Here is a 20,721-nt window from a genome sequence, read left to right as displayed (position 1 = left end):
TATGGAAAATGACTAGTAAACACGAACCGTCAGGTATGATCGGTGCAGAAGAAATGCCCGAAGAGATTCCGTCTTCAACAGGGACAACCAGGGAACTTGTGTTGGGTGCTCTGAAATCATATCCACGTGTGAGTATGAACGAATTATCAGAAATCTTGAATATTCCTACTGACGTTGTAAGGCGAGCCACTCTGTTTCTGATAGCTTCGGGTGAAATAAAAGGAACTTTTGACAAAGATACTGACGAGTTCACTTCGGTCTCCGCCTCTGCAGCAGGTCGTGAACTTCGTAAAGATGCCTCAGCGGAACTTGATCTACCTTGATGCCCGAATTGTGGAGCTCCATTCACAAAGTCATTTGTTATTGGTGATGTTGTTGAATGTGAGAACTGTGGTGTAAAATTCACTATCTAATTGACAAGTCAAGAGGGAGTATTCCTTCTTGACTATCTGTTCTTTTTATTTCCCAGACACTGAGAAACTAGACTTCAAGAAAATCGGTGTAATTAATTACACCGCTTTTTGTTAACTATTTGTTTCTGTGATTATTCACGATGAGTAATACCAACTATGTCTTGACATAATGCAATCAAAGTACGTCAATTAGGTCTCTTTTGCGAGACTAGTAATTATCTCAAGGATTCGTGTTCGTGTGAAATTGCTGCGATCTATCTGTGATTTGTTCATCCGAATTGGAATTGCAATGAGCATACTTGCATCTGAATTAATTACACCTTCAGGAGTTGGGATTGAGAATTTCCCCAATCGAACCGCAACTGTGAATCCCGCCGCTTCTCTAAATTCAGAACCTAAGAATACAGTTGGAACCTGAACTCTCTCAGAAGGACCTGTATTTTGCCAGTCGAGTTGAGTAATATATATCATATTAATTTTAGACAGGAAACAGAAAATCACTCCGTCCCCGAATCTTGTTACAGCGTAGTTGTCCATAATCACAACATCAGTGCTGATATGCTGGAGTATCTTAATTCGTGTTTTGATCGATTTGATCCTGAAGACTCTCTGCAATAACACAACTTCAAAGGAAACAAAAACTAATCCTGCAAAATAAGCGTTCCACGAATCCCCCATTTGTAATAAGTTTGTACTGATACAATACCATAAGCAAAGAGGTGAAACAACACCGGTGACAATACTCAAAGCGATTAGCCTGTCTTTATTCCTGTCGAGCCTCTCGATGATCTCACTCTCGGACATTGCTATTGGTTGAAAGTCTTCAGTATGTTTTTTCTTCATTGGTCATCTGCCTCTGTCAGGTCAGCTAATTCAAGGAAGTGCATTCTTGAGAAACTTTGAAGGTTCAAATGTCGGATATTTGCCATGACTGGGACAATGATCAATCTACATTCCCCAGCAACAATCACGCCCTCCGGAGTCGGAATCGCGAATAAACCGTTCCGTTTTACGATCTGAAACCCTGCATACATGCTTCCGTATCTTGGGGACACATTTGTAGGTATTTTTATTTTATCTGCTCGAACGGCATTCAGCAAGTCGAGCGATGCAAGGTAAATATTATTATTCCCGGATAAGAGTACAAAAATAATTACTTCGTTATACTTTGTTACAGCAAACTTGTCAGAGATGAAGACATTCGGATTTATTTTGTAAAGTAGCCTGATTCTGAAAACAGGCGAATCCATATGAAAAGACATTCCTATCAGTAGGACTCCAATAAATGAAATTCCTATTCCCACAACGAGTGAAGCAGCACGCAGAACAAAATCTGACACATTGAGGATCACTAGCGTGAATGGCAAAAACATCCCTAATAGGAGAAACATGCCACGGATCATTTGGTTCCTCTGTCGTTTCTTGAGATCTTGCTGAAATTCTTCAAAGCCTGTTGAAGAAGGTTCAGAATCCTCCTCGTTATCCCCGCTAATCACATTTTGTGCCTCTTCGTCTTCACCGCCAGTTAAACCTAAAACTCATACCCACATTCTTTGCACATTGTTTCTCCAAGATGAATTGGTGCGCCACAATGTGGGCACTTTGTCATAGGCGGATTGGAACTTCTATAGACCCTACCCGCACTTCGAATATTCTCAAGGCCATACTTATCGCTGTACAACTCCGTATATCCACACTCCATGCATGTTAGAGCAAGCAGCGTTGCCGTGCGGATTCCCGGAAGGTCAATCTTGAGATGGTCGTCACTTGCATGGAGGTTGTGTGGCCCTGCAATTCTCGTACTGCCACATTTTGGACATATACCTGATCGCATTATTCCTCATTTAGTCGTTCTAGCAAAGCTGTATAACATTTTTGATGAATGTAAAGGCTCCTCTGATTAGAGCGGTATTTATCATAAATTACAACTGTCTAAAATAGGACCTAATCTATTATTCCGAACTCGAACGGGCTGTCGAAACCGTTTCTATGACTTCCGTATTTTTCAATATGCAACTCGTTTGTAATCTCTGAAGATTCAATCACTATTCAAAAGACGAGTAATTTGGCATTGTGCGACGAAATTTCTTTTGGTGGCTCTTTCGAGGAATATGTAAATACCTGCCAATTACATTGTAATCAAAGGAAGCGTGATCTCCAGTGAAACAGAGCTCAATTGGATCTCGTGGTCATCTTTTTTCATTCACTGATCCGTATTTTCACAACACATACCTCATCATAGGTTCGGATCAGATTGTCATCTGTGACACATCGTGTGGCCCCGAGCCCATGGAACATGTCAAGAGATTTGTTGAAGCACACAGAAACAATGATCAGCAGATTATAGTCTTTAACTCACATCACCACTATGATCATGTTTGGGGAAACAGTGTTTTTTCAACAGATAGCATCTATGCGCACAAGTCGTGTTATGAAGCACTTGAGAAGAATGGAGAACGTGATCTTGTCCAGTTCAGTTCACACAAGTGCGGTGATATCGAACTTGTCCTTCCGAATCAGATCTTCACAGATGTGGTCTTTCTAGATAACGGGGCCATAGAACTCTTTCATTCTCCCGGCCATACCTATGATTCTTCATCTTGTTTTGATCATGTGGACAAGGTCCTCTTCGTAGGCGACAATGTGGAATCGCCAATACCTTACATCTCCGATGGGGACCTTGATCAATATATCGCCACACTCGTAGAATACCGTTCAATGGACTGGGACTATCTCGTGACTGGACACGATCCTGTACAATCCGATAGGGCGCTGCTTGAAGCAAACATCGAATATCTTGAGCGCCTTCGAAAATGGGTTCTTCGACTGAATGATCTGCCTCCGGAGGCTCAGGATCGGCACATCACGAACATGGTTGAACTTGGTAAACTTGTTAACCCTGCTGAGCTAGGACCTGATGCAAGACCTTGTTTTGCGGAGGTTCGGAATATACTAGAGTCACGTGTGCATAGTGATGAAAAAGTACGATCTATGTTGAAGATCGTGGAACATGTTCTGTCAAGTATATAGGTTCATATTTGCCTTGAAATCATGTGCGACCATCTCCACACACTCAATTGCCTGAACTATATGCCCACGCGAGATATTACAATAGCCATCTCATGCATTTCTTTGTCATTGGACATTCAGATATAGCAAGCATACGATAACAAAACAAAACAATTGGCCCTAATACATTCATGTTCATCGACCTTTTACATAGGGCCACAATCGATTCCGAATCGTCTCTGATATGGTTAACATATTTCGTCAAATAAGTCTAGAATTTTTAATGATTGAATACCGAAGTGATTTGCGATTTTAGGGATGTTATTTGTTTTTGTAGGATTCTCCTCAGTCACGATTTTTACGTCTATAGTTTCATCAATTGATTTCATTCGTATTCTCAATAGAATTGCAAGTACAATTATCCATGGATCGGCCCAAGGTCCGGTTTGTAGTTGGTTACGTCTCCAATATTCTGGGTCATATTGTGCTTGAACATCGGGTAACAGGTTAATTTGATCAGAATCAAGTTCTATGAATAATCCACGATGCTGCTTACACCATATGCTGACTTGGGTCTGGTGCTCAGTGAGCTCACGGTATACTTCATAGTGCGACATTAATTGTTCCGAAATAACCAAATTATTAGTTGATTGCCAGATCACTTGAAAATGTCTTTTGTCAACAGGATATCGAATAAACAATTCAACTATCGAGCTAGCATCTATGACGTAAATTACACCAGCCAAAGATCTCACCCAAGAAGGATAGCCGCATATTTTAGGCTCACATCAAGTATTTTCGTTGATTCGAAGAAGGAGATGACCCCTGCTCTGTATGCGTCATATACCTTATCTAACACAAGATTGCCCACTCTTTTCGCATATGTCTGTTCCCAGTTTCTACGACCCCCCGATTTTTTTATTTTCTTCACATCAAACCGTGATTTGAATTCTCTATATTGTCTTGTGGAGATATATTCTAGATTAAGGAGTTTAAGCATCATAACTTGAGTACTGACATGATATTTCCTTGCAAGTTTTGTAATTTCTTGATCCACGAAATATTCTTTGTCTGCAATTGAATCAGTGATCTTGGCAGTGGGAACCAAAAACTCTGCCGCAAATTTATTACAGTACTTTTCTGTTGCGTCAATTTCGTGAGTTGGATCTATAGAACAAATACCATGTTTTCTCAAAAGAAGATGGGCCACTTCGTGGAATAGCGAAAATAGACGGACCTGTGGTCTATCTGACTCATTTAGAACAATAAGTGATACTCTGGAAAGTATACTGAAAGCTCTTACATCATTTGCTTTTAGAGGATATTCTATAATAATAATTTGTAGCCGTTTTTCAAGTAGGTTTTTGTAATATTCAAGTATTTCTGAAGTTGATTTTGTAGTAGGAGGTTCGGGTTCTAAAAAGGCCCGAAATCGAATGGCTAATTCATCTGGGGGCATGTCTTCAAAAGTAGGAATGGTACTTTCGATATTGGAAATCCTACTAATTTCATCCGAAAGAAAGTTTGCGCGTCTAATTGCCAAAAATACTCCCGATTTTAATTGTTTATCCCTATTAATCCGATAATCTGGAACCGATGGCACATCGTCAATTTTCTCAGAAAAAAAGATGATTAAAGGAACCTTATAGATGTCTGCAAGTTTTTTTATCTGTGACCACGTATAATTCCTTTTGCTCGCTTCCATCTCTTCTAACTTTTCAACAGGAATTCGTAATTTTTTTGCTATTTCCTCAACTGTATATCCACATTTATTTCTAAGAACAGCCATAATTTCCGGTGAAATTCTGATCTCCATAGAGCGGCCCACTAAGATAACACCACCAATTGTCTTCGGAATTACAATCTATAAACCTTTTAGAAGCATTCACTAATCTATTATCTTCTTGGATATTAATACTACGTAAAAATTCAGAATTCTACTTAAGTTAGGAACACTTTAATTTAAATATATCCCGCGCTACGTTTGAATAAACTATAAAGGTCTAATATTTTGAATTTTTAATCCAATTCTCAAAAAGAATGACATGGTATCCTGTTCACAGACTACATTAGTATCTAGATGAACCGAGTATATTTTGAAGTAATAGTTTCGAGTGTCATAGTATAATATAACGATTATTTTCCAAAGAATGCAAAGTACGAGCAGTTCTGACTACCAAGATATCGAAGCATTCCCAATCTTGTCTTGTTAGCATGGTGCATCCCTAATCTATAAGCATAGCAGCAAGGAGCACCTTCTTTAATCAAGACGTTACCATACAGCAATCATGCAGACCGGATTGGATATTTTTATTGGCTCGGCAGCAGGTCTTCTCGCGTCGATCCTATATGCAATATCAGTAGTACTCTATAGGTCTCAGAGCAATGATATCCATCCAATTGCGGTCAGTTCGATCAAGATGTGGGTCTCAGTCGTGTTCATGACCCTGTTAATTCTGCTTCCTCTTGGACTGAATCCTTTTGCTGTACCAACAGAGGCTGTCATTATTCTCGCACTCTCAATATTTTTAGGTGCTGTAGTCGGGGACACACTCTATCTCATGAGTCAGGAGAGAATTGGAGTCACCTATGCATTTCCGATCGCAATGACCTTTCCGATACTCACCTTCATCTTTACTATCACGTTCCTTAACGAACCTGTGGTCCCGTTACGGATCATAGGAGCAGTAATTGCAGTAGCTGGCACTATTGTCTTAGCGCTTGAACAGAATCAGACTGCTGAGCAAAAAAAGGAGAATCGATCAATAGATGTATGGGGAATTCTCCTTGCCGTCATCACTTCCGTTCTCTACGCTCTTGGTACCACGCTTATCCAAGTCGGCCTTCGAGATTACAATGTCGACTCGATCACTGCAAACTTCATTCGAATGGTCTTCGGGGGCGCGATCTTCATACCTATCTTTCTAATAGCGCATAAACAGGGCATGGCTATTCCATCACGCCGTGTGACAAAGCTGGTGGCAATCGCAGGATTTTTCGGAATGGCCATTGGGGCCCTGTTGTATGTCTATGCAATCCAATATGCTGGTGCTGCGATCTCTTCCGTAGTGGCCTCTACTGCTCCTCTGTTTGCAGTTCCGATCTCGATTCACTATCTCCACGAGCAACCAACACGCAAGACTGCGCTTGGAGTTATAGCTACGGTCATTGGTGTTGTGCTGGTCGTGTTGGTCCCATGAATGAACGTCATAGCCTTAGACTGAGAAGACTATACAGGTCGAACGACTCATTGGGTATGTGGCGACTCGGGTTGCCAACAGCTACAGAAGACTTGGACATTCCGGGACATTGAAGATGGGCGATAAAATACTCCCAACGACATCTCACGTATGATCTTTGTCATGATGGTGAGGTTGTTGTTGTTGTTGTTGCACACTGCCGTTGGTGGGCGGACTCTGGGCCTACTGTCCAACTTACAATCAACGGTTGAGAGAAAATAAAAAACTAAATCATGTATCGGTGTTGTTTTTTTCCAGAATACGAATCACGGTTTTCTTTAGATTTGGAATATAATGATGTATTACATCCCAAATAATTGAGTAATCTATCCCAAAATACCCATGAATCAATTTATCCCGCATTCCCGAAATCTTTCGCCATTCAATAGCGTCATACTGTGTCTTAAGGCTTTGAGGTAGATGTTTAGATGCTTCTCCAATTATCTCCAGACTTCGAACAATCGAACGTTTTAGGTGTTCATTAGAGATCAACCCATCAAAGTCCAGATCTTTTGATGCCTGTTCGATGTACTCGATCTCTTGTAGTATATGGAGAAGATATGGTCTATAGTTCTTCATACACTATCTCCTTTTCTATGTACGGTAAGATATACGGGCTGATTCCCTCAGGTGTTAGCAAATCTACTTTTTTTCCAAAGAGTCGCTCAAGGAAGAATGCAAGACCCATATAATTATCGAAGGTCTTTTGTCCCTCCTCAAACACAACAATCACATCTATATCACTGTGTTTGGTCCCCTCACCACGGGCATATGATCCAAAGACTCCAATCTTCTTGACTCCAAATTCTCTCTGTAATACCTGTTTGTTCTCTTCAAATAATTTTAGTATCATATCAAGAGTCAAGGATTTCACTACTATCAACACCAATTTTACAGGAGGGAATGTAATCGTATATTAGCACAGAATATAATCATATAATGCACCCTGAAGTTAAAAATATGTGGACACAACACACACAACGATGATGCATCCGCATCACTCCGACAATTTAAGATGTACACTTGTTTTGCCAAGAATGGATAACTTGCGATCAACGACACATGGTCAGAAATCGGCACCTCAATCCTTTAGCAAATGTGGTGTGGCTTTGACGGCCAACAGTACAAGTAGAACACCTATGCCTACTTGTCCAAGGAGTGCAATTAGATGCACATGATACTGCAACAGTAGAACTACATAGACTAGAAGAGGGATACTGCCGATTAATCCTGCTAATATAACTGTAAACACTACTATTGGAGCGTCCCCCGTCATTGATACCGCAACAGATCTCCCATTTCCTCTAAGTCGATAGACCCCAACGATTGTAATAGCGCACATTGCAAAGCTCACTGGGATCTGAAATAGAGGGAGTAGCATGAGCAGGGGCGTAATAGGATTTGAAAAGGCAATCAAGACCGAGATGACAATGAATGCCGAGCTCTGAATAGTGAAAAATAATATTGTTTTTGCATACACCATGTCCGTTGATCCCAATGGTAAGCCTTCCATTATTGAAGAGCCTTGAGTGTCATATGCTAGGAGTGAGAGAACGATCAGGCCGGACAACATTTGCACATATACTATCTCCATCAATACAAAGGAGCTTCGGAGATAGGACCCGACCCAGATTTGGCTTGCAGGAACAAAAACGAGAATCATCAAGATCGGAAGCACGAAAATAATTGTAGAGCCGAGGCTTCGAGAGGCGATACGAACATCTTTGAAAATAATGGCGAACAATCGTCTCCGAATACGAATCCCAATTTGTTTTCTTTTACTCGTGGTCTCCGCGACCAGACCTCCGATGGTTGCGGACTCCAAGATGCCTCCTCCTCTGCGATATGCGACATAAGCCAAGCCTGTATAGAGTGCCGACCCGAGAAGTGTCATAATGATCATCAATGGGTCTAGGGCGCTTGGGTTGATCACTACTGCAAGCAATTGACCATAGGAGAAGGGGAACATCACACTCAAGACGATCATGAAATTGGACAGGGTCGACGATGAAGACGTAGCTTGGAAAATGAACTCTATGATCCTAGGAATGACCGACATCATGCTGTAAATTGCCATCATGCCCAAGACCAGTCCCAGTCCTGCGACAAAGCGGAGTACTGTAGTAGCCTTGCTCTGAGTCGAGCTATGGGCTTTTCTGTAAAACCATCTTGAAGTAAGAATAAGTGATCCGATCGACAAGATCGCTGTTGATGCACAGGCAACCACGGCGATGAGTGCAGCCAATATGCCGTGTGAGAAGAACAATAGAAGCGGATACGTGGCGACGGCTGCAATGACTGGCCAGAAGAAGATTCGTACAAACGCGAGCATAAAGAGTTCTGTGCTCTCTCTTCGGGACAGAGGTTGGATCGCAGGGAGTGTATACAGTTCAGCATTGAAGAAACCAGTTGTCGCAAGCAAGTTCAGAAAGAAGAGAGTGGCATACATCAATCCCAAGTATGTTGCAAACGAGATCGATATCCCAAAGGTTGGTTCTACTCCTGGGTGCGCTTGCATTCCTGCGGCGAACGACGATATAGCCATTCCAATTAGAAGTATGATCAGGAAGATATTGTTGATCTTCACGTTGCTTTTGATCGATTGAATTATCTTATCGGGGTTTTCCTTGAGGCTGGTCCGGTACATGGGATTGGAGTCAAGATATCCCGTAAATCTGGCCTCTGCAAGGATCGTCCCTGAGAGCCGCCAACGTTCTGTGAACTTCACTCCGAGAGGGCCTCCCTAAGTGCATCTACGCCTTGAGCCACATCATCTTCCTGATTTGTGAGCCGGAGGAACAACTGTTCAAGGGTTGCCCCCTCTTGCTCTGCTTGGCTTCTCAGCTGCTCAAGGGTTCCTTCAGCGATCAACCGCCCATTATTCAAAATCCCAATCCGGTCACAGAGACCCTGTGCGACCTCCATGATATGTGTGCTTAGCAGAACTGCTCCACCATTTTCCTTGTGGATCGCAATGATGTCCTTCATGATCCGTACACTCTTGACATCAAGCCCTGAGAACGGCTCGTCAAGGATCAATAATTTGGGAGAGTGGAGGAGTGCTGAGATCAGGAGTACTTTCTGCTGGTTCCCCTGAGAGAGCGTGAGGATCATCTGATCAAAATACTTGTCAAGAGAGAGTGCCTTGACCATCTTTCGAATCTTGTTGTTGGTCTTGATATCCGGAAGATCACGAATTGAGGCGATGAACTCGTATAACTCGCGTGGCGTTAACGAATCGTATAACATGTGTTCCTCTGGTACGTATCCCACCAGTTTCTTGACCTCAATGGGGTCTTCTATACAATCCATGCCAAAGATCTTTCCTGTTCCAGAGTCGGGTTCTAACAAGCCCATGAGCAACTTGAGGGTCGTAGTCTTTCCTGCGCCGTTGGGACCTAAGATCCCGTATACTTCTCCCTCACGAACTTCAAAAGACACATTATTGACAGCTACAGTGCTACCAAATGACTTTGTATAGTTTTGAACCTCTACTACTGGCATCTGAAAATCTCCCTTAGTTAAGAAGGCATCATGTCCCGACAATTATTCGATGGAATGAGTCATCTACTATTCTCATAAATCCCAGTTCACACATGTATTTTAATGACGTTACATCCGCATTCGGGTCGAACGAAGGCATCAGTGATCCAAAATTACGTGGGACTTGATATTCTTGCTCAGACCATTTCCTATCACATGAACCAATCCAAGTGTTCTCTGTTAAGAAAAGTTTAACTTATTTCTATTTGACCCGCATCGTGTTAGAAGGGAGTAGCAACATAGATGTCAAGTAGGATCAGCGTTTTTGCAAAGGTCTTCATAGGTAGAACTGTTTCTTACATTAGACAGGCCCTAGCTTTTCTTAGAACGACCGAGGGGCATGTGTTCATCGCCGCTTGCATCATTACTCTGCTCACATCACTCCATTATCTCACCACTCTAGCTACCTGGTCTACTATCGGCTTTTCTCTGGATGATTCGTGGATTCACCTTCAATATGCCCGAACGATCTATGAGGGAACACCTTGGGAATACTCCCCTGGCCATCCGTCCACAGGTTCCACCAGCCCTCTCTGGTCGATCATTCTAGTGCCTCTGTTTTATCTTGCTAGCGATGTAGATGGACTGATCATAGGGGTATATATAATATCAATATTTTTCTATATCCTCTGTACGTTTATTGTAGGTCTCTTGATTCTTCGACACACTGAGAGGGGGATTTACTCCATTCTCGGTATGATCGCATTTGTCATCGTCCCCAAGACCACATGGCTCATGCTATCCGGAATGGAATTCCCGATCTTTTTGTTTCTTCTTCTCGGGTCCATCTTTGTCTACGAACGTTCCCAAACTGGTGATCGCTACATCGTGGGAGCATTATTGGGTCTCTCTTATCTGGCACGGCCTGAAGGCATACTACTAGTTGGTATTGGTTTCTTGATCTGGGCAGTCTATCTGACTGGCCATGAATCGTATAGGCATGTCTTGAAGACTGTAGCAATCGCAGTAATTATCGCAGGGCTTATTGCTCTTCCATGGATTCTTCATTGTCTTAGTGTAACAGGGCTTCCGCTTCCAGATACATTCTATGCGAAGGTGCATCAGAATGGCCCCGCCGAGATCGCGGTGTGGGACTGGTGGTGGACCTATTGGCTAGCCAGTTGGCCGTTTCTGCTGATTGCAATCTTCCTTGGGCTGGTTCTAGTCAAGCATGCAAAACCGTATCTGTGGACCTATCCTGTGGTCCTGACTCTCGTATATCGATTGGTAATGCCATATTTGGCGCTCATAAACAATTCTCGATATCTGGTTCCAATCTTTGATATGTTCATGATCTGCGCAGTCATTTGTGTTGCAAACGTTTTTGATAGATTGGCATTTGCTGATCTGTCCCTTCCACGTATTGGCCACGTGAATATAGTGACCGTCATTATCACGATCGGAATTCTGATTCTCCCTATTGTTCCAGCCTATATCCAACAGGCGAATTTCTATGGCAACTCTGTGAAAAATATTAACGACATGCAAGTTGACATAGGATATTGGTTACGAGATCACACACCTGAAGATGCGGTGATTGCAACCCATGATGTTGGCGCAATTCGTTATCTTTCAGGCCGAAGAGTCATTGATCTTGCAGGTCTCGTAAGCCCTGAGATCCTCCACGCTAATATGTCACGAACAGAAACGCTCCGATATCTTCGTAGCCAGAACTGCTCGTATTTTGCATTCTTTGACGAGTTATTTATATATTACAAATTGGCCATCGGAAATCATTACACAGTTCTATATCATATTCATCTTGATGATAATGTGATCTGCGGTCGTGACACAATGTCAGTCTACTTTGTGAATTGGACCGAGGTCACCTCGATCTAAATGTGATTCATGCGATGTGTGATACGACTATCCATCATGCACCACACAAAAAATCCGCAACCTATCTTCTTAGTGATCCTCTTCATGTGCTTGGTCCTAGTAGCTTGATACACAATCATTTCCCGATATAATATGGATATCACACGGTTCCAAATACTCACGTGTACTAGTACACGTGGCTCAGCAGACAATCACTCCTCACTGCTCGTTCGTTGTATAAATCTCCAAAACCAAGCCAAAAACATCACTCCGCCGGGAAATACGAAAAACACCTCTCAACGTCACACGTGTACTCTCCACACCTCTTGAATTAATGCGTGTACTAGTACACGCATAATTTCCCGCTCTTATTTTTGCGTGTACTTCTAAAATCATACGTGTACTAGACCCTCATGAGTACACGTATGCCGGAATGACCATAGATCGCAAAACTTGCATACGTGTACTAGTAAATGCAGCCATTTATTATGGTCACTGCCTGTGAATAGGCAACATGCATACTGATGTTGATGTGATCATTATCGGAGCCGGGCCCGCAGGGCTCATGGCGGCCCAGACCCTATCCACTATTGATGCTGACTACCTTGTGATCGATCGTGACTCTGCGCCCGGTGAGAACAAGCCATGTGGCGGATTTCTTCCTATGCGTGCGCTTAGAGAATTTGGAATCACACCCCGTCCCGAATGGTCTCCAGTACGATCGATACGAATGAAATTTCCAACGATGGATGCCATAACGGTAGAATTCGAAGAGGTAGAGGGCTACAATATTGCGCGTCGTGATCTAGGGACTCATTTACTTCAGAGAGTAGCACACCATCAAGATCATGTTCGTATGAACTCAGAGGTCACGGGAATCTCAATTGACTCGGACGGTTGCCGCGTCACTATCAAGGACAATGATAGTTCGAACGTTCTGTCCTGTAAACTGATTCTTGATTGTAGTGGGGCAAATCCTGTATCAACAAAAACATCACTAGTACGAGACCGTCTACCATCAAATGCTGTAGGCTACGCAAATCAATTTTATTTTGAGAGAGATCCGTCCCAGCCCCCATTTGAACAAACGAACGAATTCTATTATGGTTCCGAGTTCTCACCACATGGATATGCTTGGATCTTTCCGCGAGGTCATGTGACCGTTGTCGGAACCGGAGGTCTAGTTTCTGAGATAAAAAAGTCCGAGAAGAGGCTTGAAGATTATTTGAACCACCTCGTTTATGAGTGTGAACCTGCAAAAAGTGAATTACAAAATGCCCGCCTCATAAAACGTGATGCAGCACTCATGCCTCTTGCAGGAGTTGTGAGACCCTCTTTCTCCGAGAGAATCATGCTTGCGGGTGATGCAGCCGCCCACTGCTCACCAATAACTGGAGAAGGAATCTATTACTCTATGATCGGTGGGCAACTTGCAGCCGAGACCGCAATCAACGCACTGGCGCATAATGATTTCTCAAGAAAACGGCTCGGTTCTTACGAACGTGCATGGTCTCGTAAGATTGGATCCGACCTGAAGTGGGGTCTTTGGCTCCAGAAACGCCTCATGCACGGTGACTCGTCGGGGATGGCTGCATCACTTCTAACATCAGAGAAAAATTCACGGATAGTCGCTGAGATGCTCCTTGGAAACAGATCAGTTTTAGGGGCGATCTTTGCCATTGCTCCTTCATATGTTCGTTCAAAAATATTGAATAAAATAAGGTAGGATTGCATAAGTTCAATAATTATTACTGATGGCAACAAAATGTCAGAACCTTTAAATCTATATTTTTACCATTTTATCTGACCAATTGTGGATATAACGGTGATAATGGTGTTTTTTGCAGATAATGACTGCCACAAGGAATTTGAAGCGTACCTGAAGGGACAACAACCTTGGCGTAATGAGTATGAACTTAGTGTGCCCTTTGTCTGTTTCTCCATGATAGTTTCATTGGTTATTGCATTAGTTTCATCCCCAATTTTGGGATACATTGGGAGGTCAATTACTGATGACTCAGAAATCTTGTCATGGTTGACAGTTGGTATCCCTGCACTCATCTGGATAGGTACTGGTTCATTAATTCTTAAATACCCGGCGCGCAAAGATGGTCACAGGGGATGTCGTAATATATCACGTGGTCAGATCGCCGATGCAATCGAGTTTGTCGATATGATCCTGGCCGGGCATGTCGAACGTAGAATTGCCATTGGACAGGACATACGATTTCATTCTTTATATGATTCGCAAATTGTCAGATCTCATGCGAAGATACTTTCAGTATTCGCTCCGGACGAATCAAAATCATGGCTGAACAAAATAGAGTCACATATTGGTACAGTAGTATCTACCAGACGCAAGAATATACTGAAAGTTGCAATTGCATTCTGGATTATTGTACTAACAATCTTTTTTGGATTTGTAATTATGGACTCGCTAAATATCCAACTTGCCCCAACTGTTGAAATACTCATTATCATGGTTGTCATTTCTATTGCAATTATCGTAGCTGCGGTGATCAATCCATCGCCTATGTTTTCTAACACGACAAAGGAACGTTTGAAACCCGAATTGAATGATCCTGACATCCAAAATGAGTCTTTGAATCTCATCAATTCTATTCTTCAAGTTCTAGAGATGGATCTTCGGTGCCCAATCCGGTTGAACCTTATCGGAAAATATCCCCGAATTTACCGAACAGGAAAGCAGTTTACTACCACGAAGGGAGTGACCGTTTACGAGAGCTTCATTCTTTCATCCACCTTTGAAGCGCCTCCTGAATGGCTGATTGAAAATGAACTCTCATAAATATTATTATACATCATCTCGTCCATGAAAAAGATCAAAACAACTGATGTATCTACTAGAAGCCGTACTTTGTCACTTCTCTAATGGTTTTATCCAAACGAGATCCGCTTTTGCTATGCTGCTTCTGCAGCTTTTGCTATCCAAGTTTTTTCAAGAGAACTTATCAGGTGCGTTTTGCATCATGCACTGTATGAGTTCAGTCATTACCAGTCTGTGCAAGAAGGTTTCTCAGAATAGAGGGAGTAGTTATGTAATTGGATTTGTCGGGGGGATACTGGCATGGATTCCTTTTCTGATTAAGAGTGGACTCACGCAACTTTGGAGCGCCGATACTCTTCTGCTCTTGCTTACGATCTCCGGAACCGTGACCAAGTTCCTTAGCGGTTTTGGGATTATGCTGACTTATGCCGCTTTCTGTTCTTTTGTTTTCAAGGTTGCACGACCCTCACTAAAGGGCAACAAAAGGCGGCTGAAAGTGGTCAAGCTCTTTCTCTTGCTACCGGCGATAATGATCGCGTCCTACGCAGTGTATGTTCTCTGGCATACTCTCATGGATGCACGAGCATTGTCATCCCTCGAAGTGCTTACTGCGATCTACGGTCTCTGGTCGTTGCTTCTGACAGTCTATGTCATACCTGCGTTGCGCGGCCAGTACCAACCCAAGTCAAAAAAGACGAAAATAGATTCTGTGCGTGAGGCCATTTCAAAGGGGACACACAAGATCTGGAAAGGGTATCAGTTTCATATCCATCGAGACTATGGAGTAGTATATGCAAGTGAGTTCGAAAGGTATCAGAGCCGTTTAGACTCATTACGCATGATCTTGGGGGCTGTCCTGCTTCCGCTACTTGCTGTGACTCTCGTCATGATCCCACCGATCGCCGGAGTCATTCTTATTCTCTGGATCCGTATTTTCTCATCCGAGTTCGAACCCTTATCACGCATTGAGCGTCTGTTACTAGTACTTGTGGTATTTGGGGTTCTGGTCCTCAGTACCATGTTATTTCTAAGCACTAGCATGACGGGATCATTGCTATTCTTTAACGTGAGCTATGCCACAGGGATCTTTCTAAGTATCACAGCTTTGGGATATCTGGTCTTACGAACATAATTCGCAGTGTACTTGATGCCTAGGAACAAGATTGCTGATACAATCGCCACCTATGAACAGCAGTCGGTAGCAGTGTGTAAAGAGAACAAAAATGATACACAACAAAAGAACTTAAATTGTAGAATTCCCATATATTTCTTGACGGTTTTGTAGAAATCGCAATGAGTTGGGACCGAATTGCGAATATCGCAACACCGCAGCATCGAATCCGAGACCGACTGCTTACCGGTCAACTAAACTTTCCGAACCGCAGTCAACAACGTGGATCTCTCTCTCGACTATCCGAGGCAAAGGCAGGCCCCATCTCAAAACAGACCGAACTTACACCACGCGACCAAACCACGGGGACCATCTCTCTTACCTGCATAAGAACACACCTCTCTCCTCCCTCCGGCCTGCCTGCCTCTCCTTCCTTATTTTTTATTCGTTGGTGCCTGAAATCTGATGCACCCATAATACAATTGGTACCTTCTCTGATCGTAAGCTTGTGATATGCGTGGGATGCTTGTGATCTTATAGCACATTTGAAGGCATAGCACTTATATGGCTTTGATTTAATAGTTGCATGAAAGTGATTAACTAACGGTTGAGATGATTGATGTTTTCATTTCGCTATCCCACAAAGCGCCAGAGCATAATTTGGCTAAAACGACGCCAAGAAGTTCCGCCCTCTCAAATAGCCGTTGAATTAGGAGTGTCCCGACCGTTTGTCAGTCAAGCTCAACGGATAGCTGAGCAGAGGATCAGCAAGTTGCTTGTTCATACTGCTAAGATGAACAGAATAAAGCTGGAGCATATCAGTAAGAGATACGGATTTGCAATAGGATATTGCCCCGCCAACAAAACAACCGCGTACATTACATATTCTCCTGAATATCAGATCCAAGTATGGTACGATCATGAAGGGGATTGTAGTTCATGCCCATTACATGATGAGTGTGAACAGATTCTCAAGGGTCTTGCCTTGGAATGGAAAATTGGGATCCCACAGGGCAAGCAACCAACAGAGATTGCCAAGTTCTTGTTTGACAACATAAAAAGGAGGCTAAGCTGGGAATGACCATAACAAAGGAGAGGATCACCGAGTTCGTACGTCAAGCATGTAGGCTTCCAAGAAATGGTGTACGAAGAATCGGTACGTATACCGCAAAATTGTATGGTGTACCAAGACAGAGTGATTTTGTCTGGAGAAAACGTGAATGGTCTATGTTGCTCGTACTAATGCTCATGCTCGTGCAATTGCCATATATTTGGTCATTGAGTTACAGTCTGCCAATTGATACAAAGGTCGTTACAACTACCAAGGTTAGCTCACCTGCATTCTACCATACCAAAGTTCATACCTCACCTGCTTTTACCACTGTGTCGCTGATCAACTTGACACCTTTTGCGCCATTGCACATGCGAGATGTAATTGCTAAACCGGCCATGATCTCATCAATGCATGCAGAAGACGATGGGTATCACATAGAGTGTCCTGGTTGTACTGATTGGAACTATATTCAATTCCATTTTAATAATTTTATCCAAGGCGGGTTTTGTGATAATGTCACAGCTTCACTGAAGGTCCATGTAAAGACGGGCGCACCCAAATTCGATTTCGAGGTACGTATCCCCACGTACAATAAAGATATTCGGCAAGATCTGATCGTTGAGAAAAATCAGACAGCAACTCTCCGTTTGAATATACAATTGGGGCCCATAAGTGATTCGTCTCTGGCAGGGATAGATAAGGTGTGGACAGACCTCTGGATCACGTCCTCAGATACATTTGAGATCATCATTGAGAGCCTATTGATAGAAGCAACGTTCACTAAAGAATTGTATCCAGTCACGTTCACGGTGACAACTTCAGAGGGCGAGAATTTTCTAGAAGATCAGCTTCTATACTTTGCCTATCCTCCACCGATCTTATACATCAAGAATGATACTGTGAATGAGACCTATTCGCTCTTGTTCATAGAGAATAATGTGACGACATTCTATCTTGCGCCGGGTATTTACACAGGGTATGTGAAGTGGCTGGAATCATCACGTGTCTCGGTGAAGCTTGTGGTTCTTCCCGATCGTGAGTTATCCGTAGTTGTAGGTCTCAAAGTATTAAAAATAGATATATCTCGAACACCACAATTCATGTTCACATCACTGAGCATATCTGTTGCTAATAACCGTCTTTACGAAATGTGGGGAATGCTAGCAAATGTCTGGCCAGTTCGAACCTTGTACATTCCCGAATTCACCGGGCCGCTCAGAATAGAGATCGAACCACTCGAGCCAGTCGAACCGTTTAAACAAGGTCAACGGATCTGGCCCGACTCAATAGTGCTGAAGTCATTCATCGATCCTGACACAAACAGTTCATTCAATCTCCGTGCTGAGATTAACCTCCCTTATGTCGAAGTGTTCGGATTGAGTCTTGGTCTCGGAGAGGTCATCCTGATGCTGATGGTCGGATATTGTGCTGTGATTTTGGTCGCATGGTCACGAAAAACATTAGAACATCGTAGCCTGCGGTCACTGAGCAGAGATCCACGGTTCCCCTCTGTGGTCCTATTGGTCCTGAGTATATTTGTTCCATGGATCGGGGTTCCCCAGCAACCCACTACTTGTAAAGGATCATATCCATTTTGTTTGCAGGTCTATCACTGGACTGTGTGGCTGGTCGTTCCGGTGGTACTCTTTCACCAAGAAGGCTACTCCGCTCAATTGTTCGAGCTCAGGGAATGGTTTTCTCTCTCACTTCTATCGTTTCTCTTTTTTGTGCTCCCTCTGATCGCACTCATTTACAAAATGTCAATTCCCATAGAAGAGGAAGAGGCCACAAGCCACTTTTCATTATTGCTTGCCATGCCATTGGTGCTTGTGGCAGCAGGAGTGATCATTGCGTACCAACTTGGGGGCACACTCTATATTGGTTCCCTCTTGGCAATGACAGCTATTCCGGTCTGGGTGATTCAACGGTTCTTGGAACGACTTGGCATTCAATGGAAACGATCAGGACCTTTATCATTCGCTTACTAGTGAGCTGTATTCAACAATATGTTATTCAGTTGCATCAGCGGTGAACATCTTCTTAGAGTAAGATCCACAACCGTGATGAAACCCCGATCACCATACAGAATTACTGGAAACACTATGATTTGGTCATCGCAAGTTTGGCTCCAGTCGTATCGTATTTGGTCGGATCACTAAGAGTCGTAAACTGAAGAATATGTATATAAAAAAGAAATGTGAGGGGGTATGACCCCCTGAGAGAACCTCATGATCCACCTGCACGCATCTTAGATACAATGAAGCACTTCTGACGATACGCTTCTTCATCTAACGAGTTAATGAAGTTCTCGAGTCGTTTGACCCGCGTGAACTCCTCTTCGATCCCTAGGTCTCGGACCATGATCAAAGCTCGTCTGTCCGTGATGCGGACATATATTCCACCGATTCCAACGTGATGTTTCATGTACACAGGATCCTCTTGTCCTTTGACCCTGTAGAAACCCTGTCTTCTTAGCATTCTTGAGAACATTTGCATCTGTCAAGCCCTCCCGGCGGCTGACACATAAAGAGTACACGTATCCTAAATATAAACACATCAGGTCGAAAAGAGTACACGTATGATTTCAATGAAAAATGATAGGTGCAAAAAATGTCGTTATTTTCCATTTTAGTGCAAATTTGTGCGATATTCTCGGTTATTCTGGCACATGTACATCATACTATCAAATTCTGCCCCTAGAGCGTGCACCGTTTGGCGCGCAACACCTATACGTGTACTCCTACCGATTTTTCGAAAGCTCGATTTTTCGAATACGTTTACTAGATTTTCGTCTCACGTTTACTAGTACACGTATGATACGGAAAAAAAAGGAGAAATTATAATATATCGCCTGTCACGTGTACTCGATCGTAGGGAGTACACGTATTGACATATGCTTCAGAGTAAGAAGAGGGAGATCGTATCATGTCAACGCGGGAACACCAAAATTGTGAATTAAATAGTATTGCACATCTAAAGAAATCAGGTAGAACAATACGCTTCACGATAGTCGAAGACCATTATGATCACAAGTAGAAAATAAATAATGATAACAAGGTGGACCATGAAGTCCGAATGCAATGACACATCCCATTTTTTGCAAAGCATATTGATGGAGAAACCTTAAAACGAGAAATTTAGTTGAAATCTTGACCTGCAATGGACTTGATCGGAGACATCATAGCAGCGATAGGCAATGCACTAGGACCATTACTATACCCGCCTCTGTCAATGATCTTCATCACAATAGTGAGCCTCTTTGTTGTCTTCATCTCGACATATTCTACAAAGAAGTTCACAGATGTTGAGAAGTTAAATGAGCAGATGGAAGAGGTCAAAGCGTGGCAACAAAAATTCAAAGAGGCACGGAAGTCTATGAACCCCGTCCTGTTGCAAGATGTCATGGATGATCAACAACGTATCATGCGGATCCAGACACAGATGATGGGTGCACGCATGAAGCCCATGTGTATCTTTTACATTCCCTTCCTGATCATCTTCGGGATTCTCTCAGCACTCTTTGGTGGAAGTGTTGTTGCAGTGATTCCCTTCAACATCCAGAGGCTTTTGCCTTTCTTTGTAGGTTGGCTTGGTGTTCCGGTACAGGGCGGCTTCGGAATCTACTATTGGGTCTGGTATTTCATAACGAGCGCATCCTTAGGTGGCTTTATCCGAAAACTGGCACACCTTGATACACTTGGGTCCGTAGGATCACCATTTTGATTCGTATTGATATGATAATTGAA

At 42.9% G+C, this 20,721-nt stretch carries 20 protein-coding genes; 10 read left to right on the top strand and 10 right to left on the bottom strand.

The annotated features are described in order from the left end of the window. Positions 1–8 precede the first annotated feature (8 nt). Positions 9–323 (top strand): hypothetical protein, encoded by a 315-nt coding sequence (locus K9W43_11625; protein ID MCF2137871.1) that lies wholly within the window; start codon positions 9–11, stop codon positions 321–323. A 279-nt stretch (positions 324–602) separates the two neighbouring features. On the opposite strand, the gene K9W43_11620 is transcribed toward K9W43_11625, so the two are convergent. The 3 genes from K9W43_11620 to K9W43_11610 all read right to left on the bottom strand — a co-directional run bounded on the left by K9W43_11620 (position 603) and on the right by K9W43_11610 (position 2,247). Continuing rightward, complete coding sequence (locus tag K9W43_11620; GenBank protein ID MCF2137870.1) at positions 603–1,256, bottom strand: hypothetical protein; 654 nt, start codon at positions 1,254–1,256, stop codon at positions 603–605. After that, positions 1,253–1,816 (bottom strand): hypothetical protein, encoded by a 564-nt coding sequence (locus K9W43_11615; protein MCF2137869.1) that lies wholly within the window; start codon positions 1,814–1,816, stop codon positions 1,253–1,255. The genes K9W43_11620 and K9W43_11615 overlap by 4 nt, the downstream gene beginning before the upstream one ends. A 128-nt stretch (positions 1,817–1,944) precedes the next feature. Beyond that, positions 1,945–2,247, bottom strand: coding sequence for a zinc ribbon domain-containing protein (locus tag K9W43_11610; protein MCF2137868.1), 303 nt, complete (start codon positions 2,245–2,247; stop codon positions 1,945–1,947). Between the two features lie 326 nt (positions 2,248–2,573). On the opposite strand from K9W43_11610, the gene K9W43_11605 reads away from it, so the two are divergent. Continuing rightward, complete coding sequence (locus K9W43_11605; protein MCF2137867.1) at positions 2,574–3,443, top strand: MBL fold metallo-hydrolase; 870 nt, start codon at positions 2,574–2,576, stop codon at positions 3,441–3,443. Between the two features lie 227 nt (positions 3,444–3,670). Here K9W43_11605 and K9W43_11600 read toward each other — a convergent pair whose 3' ends face one another. Together K9W43_11600 and K9W43_11595 are read right to left on the bottom strand one after the other, a co-directional pair. Then, entirely contained in the window at positions 3,671–4,168 is a 498-nt protein-coding gene (locus tag K9W43_11600; GenBank protein ID MCF2137866.1) for a DUF4411 family protein, read from the bottom strand. Positions 4,169–4,173: 5 nt separating this feature from the next. Next, the gene (locus K9W43_11595; GenBank protein ID MCF2137865.1) at positions 4,174–5,238 is read right to left on the bottom strand and encodes an XRE family transcriptional regulator; all 1,065 of its coding nucleotides are present in this window, start codon (positions 5,236–5,238) and stop codon (positions 4,174–4,176) included. A 472-nt stretch (positions 5,239–5,710) separates the two neighbouring features. On the opposite strand from K9W43_11595, the gene K9W43_11590 reads away from it, so the two are divergent. Next, entirely contained in the window at positions 5,711–6,622 is a 912-nt protein-coding gene (locus K9W43_11590; GenBank protein MCF2137864.1) for a DMT family transporter, read from the top strand. A 270-nt stretch (positions 6,623–6,892) separates the two neighbouring features. On the opposite strand, the gene K9W43_11585 is transcribed toward K9W43_11590, so the two are convergent. From K9W43_11585 to K9W43_11570, 4 genes are all read right to left on the bottom strand, one after another. Then, a complete protein-coding gene (locus tag K9W43_11585) occupies positions 6,893–7,240 on the bottom strand; it encodes a DUF86 domain-containing protein (protein ID MCF2137863.1) in 348 nt (115 codons plus the stop codon). After that, a complete protein-coding gene (locus tag K9W43_11580) occupies positions 7,227–7,514 on the bottom strand; it encodes a nucleotidyltransferase family protein (GenBank protein ID MCF2137862.1) in 288 nt (95 codons plus the stop codon). Before K9W43_11580 ends, K9W43_11585 begins: the two co-directional genes overlap by 14 nt. A 228-nt stretch (positions 7,515–7,742) precedes the next feature. After that, positions 7,743–9,389, bottom strand: a complete 1,647-nt coding sequence (locus tag K9W43_11575; GenBank protein MCF2137861.1) for a hypothetical protein — start codon at positions 9,387–9,389, stop codon at positions 7,743–7,745. After that, positions 9,386–10,165: an ABC transporter ATP-binding protein gene (locus tag K9W43_11570; GenBank protein MCF2137860.1), complete on the bottom strand. Its 780-nt coding sequence runs from the start codon at positions 10,163–10,165 to the stop codon at positions 9,386–9,388. Before K9W43_11570 ends, K9W43_11575 begins: the two co-directional genes overlap by 4 nt. Positions 10,166–10,447: 282 nt before the next feature. Here K9W43_11570 and K9W43_11565 point away from each other — a divergent pair, with 282 nt between their 5' ends. The 6 genes from K9W43_11565 to K9W43_11540 all read left to right on the top strand — a co-directional run bounded on the left by K9W43_11565 (position 10,448) and on the right by K9W43_11540 (position 18,963). Then, positions 10,448–12,043: a hypothetical protein gene (locus K9W43_11565; GenBank protein MCF2137859.1), complete on the top strand. Its 1,596-nt coding sequence runs from the start codon at positions 10,448–10,450 to the stop codon at positions 12,041–12,043. Between the two features lie 493 nt (positions 12,044–12,536). Continuing rightward, complete coding sequence (locus tag K9W43_11560) at positions 12,537–13,748, top strand: NAD(P)/FAD-dependent oxidoreductase (protein ID MCF2137858.1); 1,212 nt, start codon at positions 12,537–12,539, stop codon at positions 13,746–13,748. Positions 13,749–13,853: 105 nt separating this feature from the next. Beyond that, positions 13,854–14,831, top strand: coding sequence for a hypothetical protein (locus K9W43_11555; GenBank protein ID MCF2137857.1), 978 nt, complete (start codon positions 13,854–13,856; stop codon positions 14,829–14,831). Between the two features lie 190 nt (positions 14,832–15,021). After that, positions 15,022–15,942 carry a hypothetical protein gene (locus tag K9W43_11550; protein MCF2137856.1) on the top strand — a complete coding sequence of 307 codons (921 nt, stop codon included), beginning with the start codon at positions 15,022–15,024 and terminating at the stop codon, positions 15,940–15,942. Between the two features lie 598 nt (positions 15,943–16,540). Further along, entirely contained in the window at positions 16,541–17,002 is a 462-nt protein-coding gene (locus K9W43_11545) for a hypothetical protein (GenBank protein ID MCF2137855.1), read from the top strand. Then, positions 16,999–18,963 (top strand): hypothetical protein, encoded by a 1,965-nt coding sequence (locus tag K9W43_11540; GenBank protein MCF2137854.1) that lies wholly within the window; start codon positions 16,999–17,001, stop codon positions 18,961–18,963. Before K9W43_11545 ends, K9W43_11540 begins: the two co-directional genes overlap by 4 nt. 238 nt (positions 18,964–19,201) lie before the next feature. On the opposite strand, the gene K9W43_11535 is transcribed toward K9W43_11540, so the two are convergent. Further along, on the bottom strand, positions 19,202–19,471 hold the full coding sequence (locus K9W43_11535; GenBank protein ID MCF2137853.1) for a hypothetical protein: 270 nt from the start codon (positions 19,469–19,471) through the stop codon (positions 19,202–19,204). A 663-nt stretch (positions 19,472–20,134) separates the two neighbouring features. On the opposite strand from K9W43_11535, the gene K9W43_11530 reads away from it, so the two are divergent. Next, positions 20,135–20,698, top strand: coding sequence for an EMC3/TMCO1 family protein (locus tag K9W43_11530; GenBank protein MCF2137852.1), 564 nt, complete (start codon positions 20,135–20,137; stop codon positions 20,696–20,698). Positions 20,699–20,721 lie beyond the last annotated feature (23 nt).

Source organism: Candidatus Thorarchaeota archaeon (assembly GCA_021498125.1).
In the GTDB taxonomy this organism is placed as follows: domain Archaea; phylum Asgardarchaeota; class Thorarchaeia; order Thorarchaeales; family Thorarchaeaceae; genus B65-G9.
This window is presented reverse-complemented; position numbering and strand designations above follow the sequence as displayed.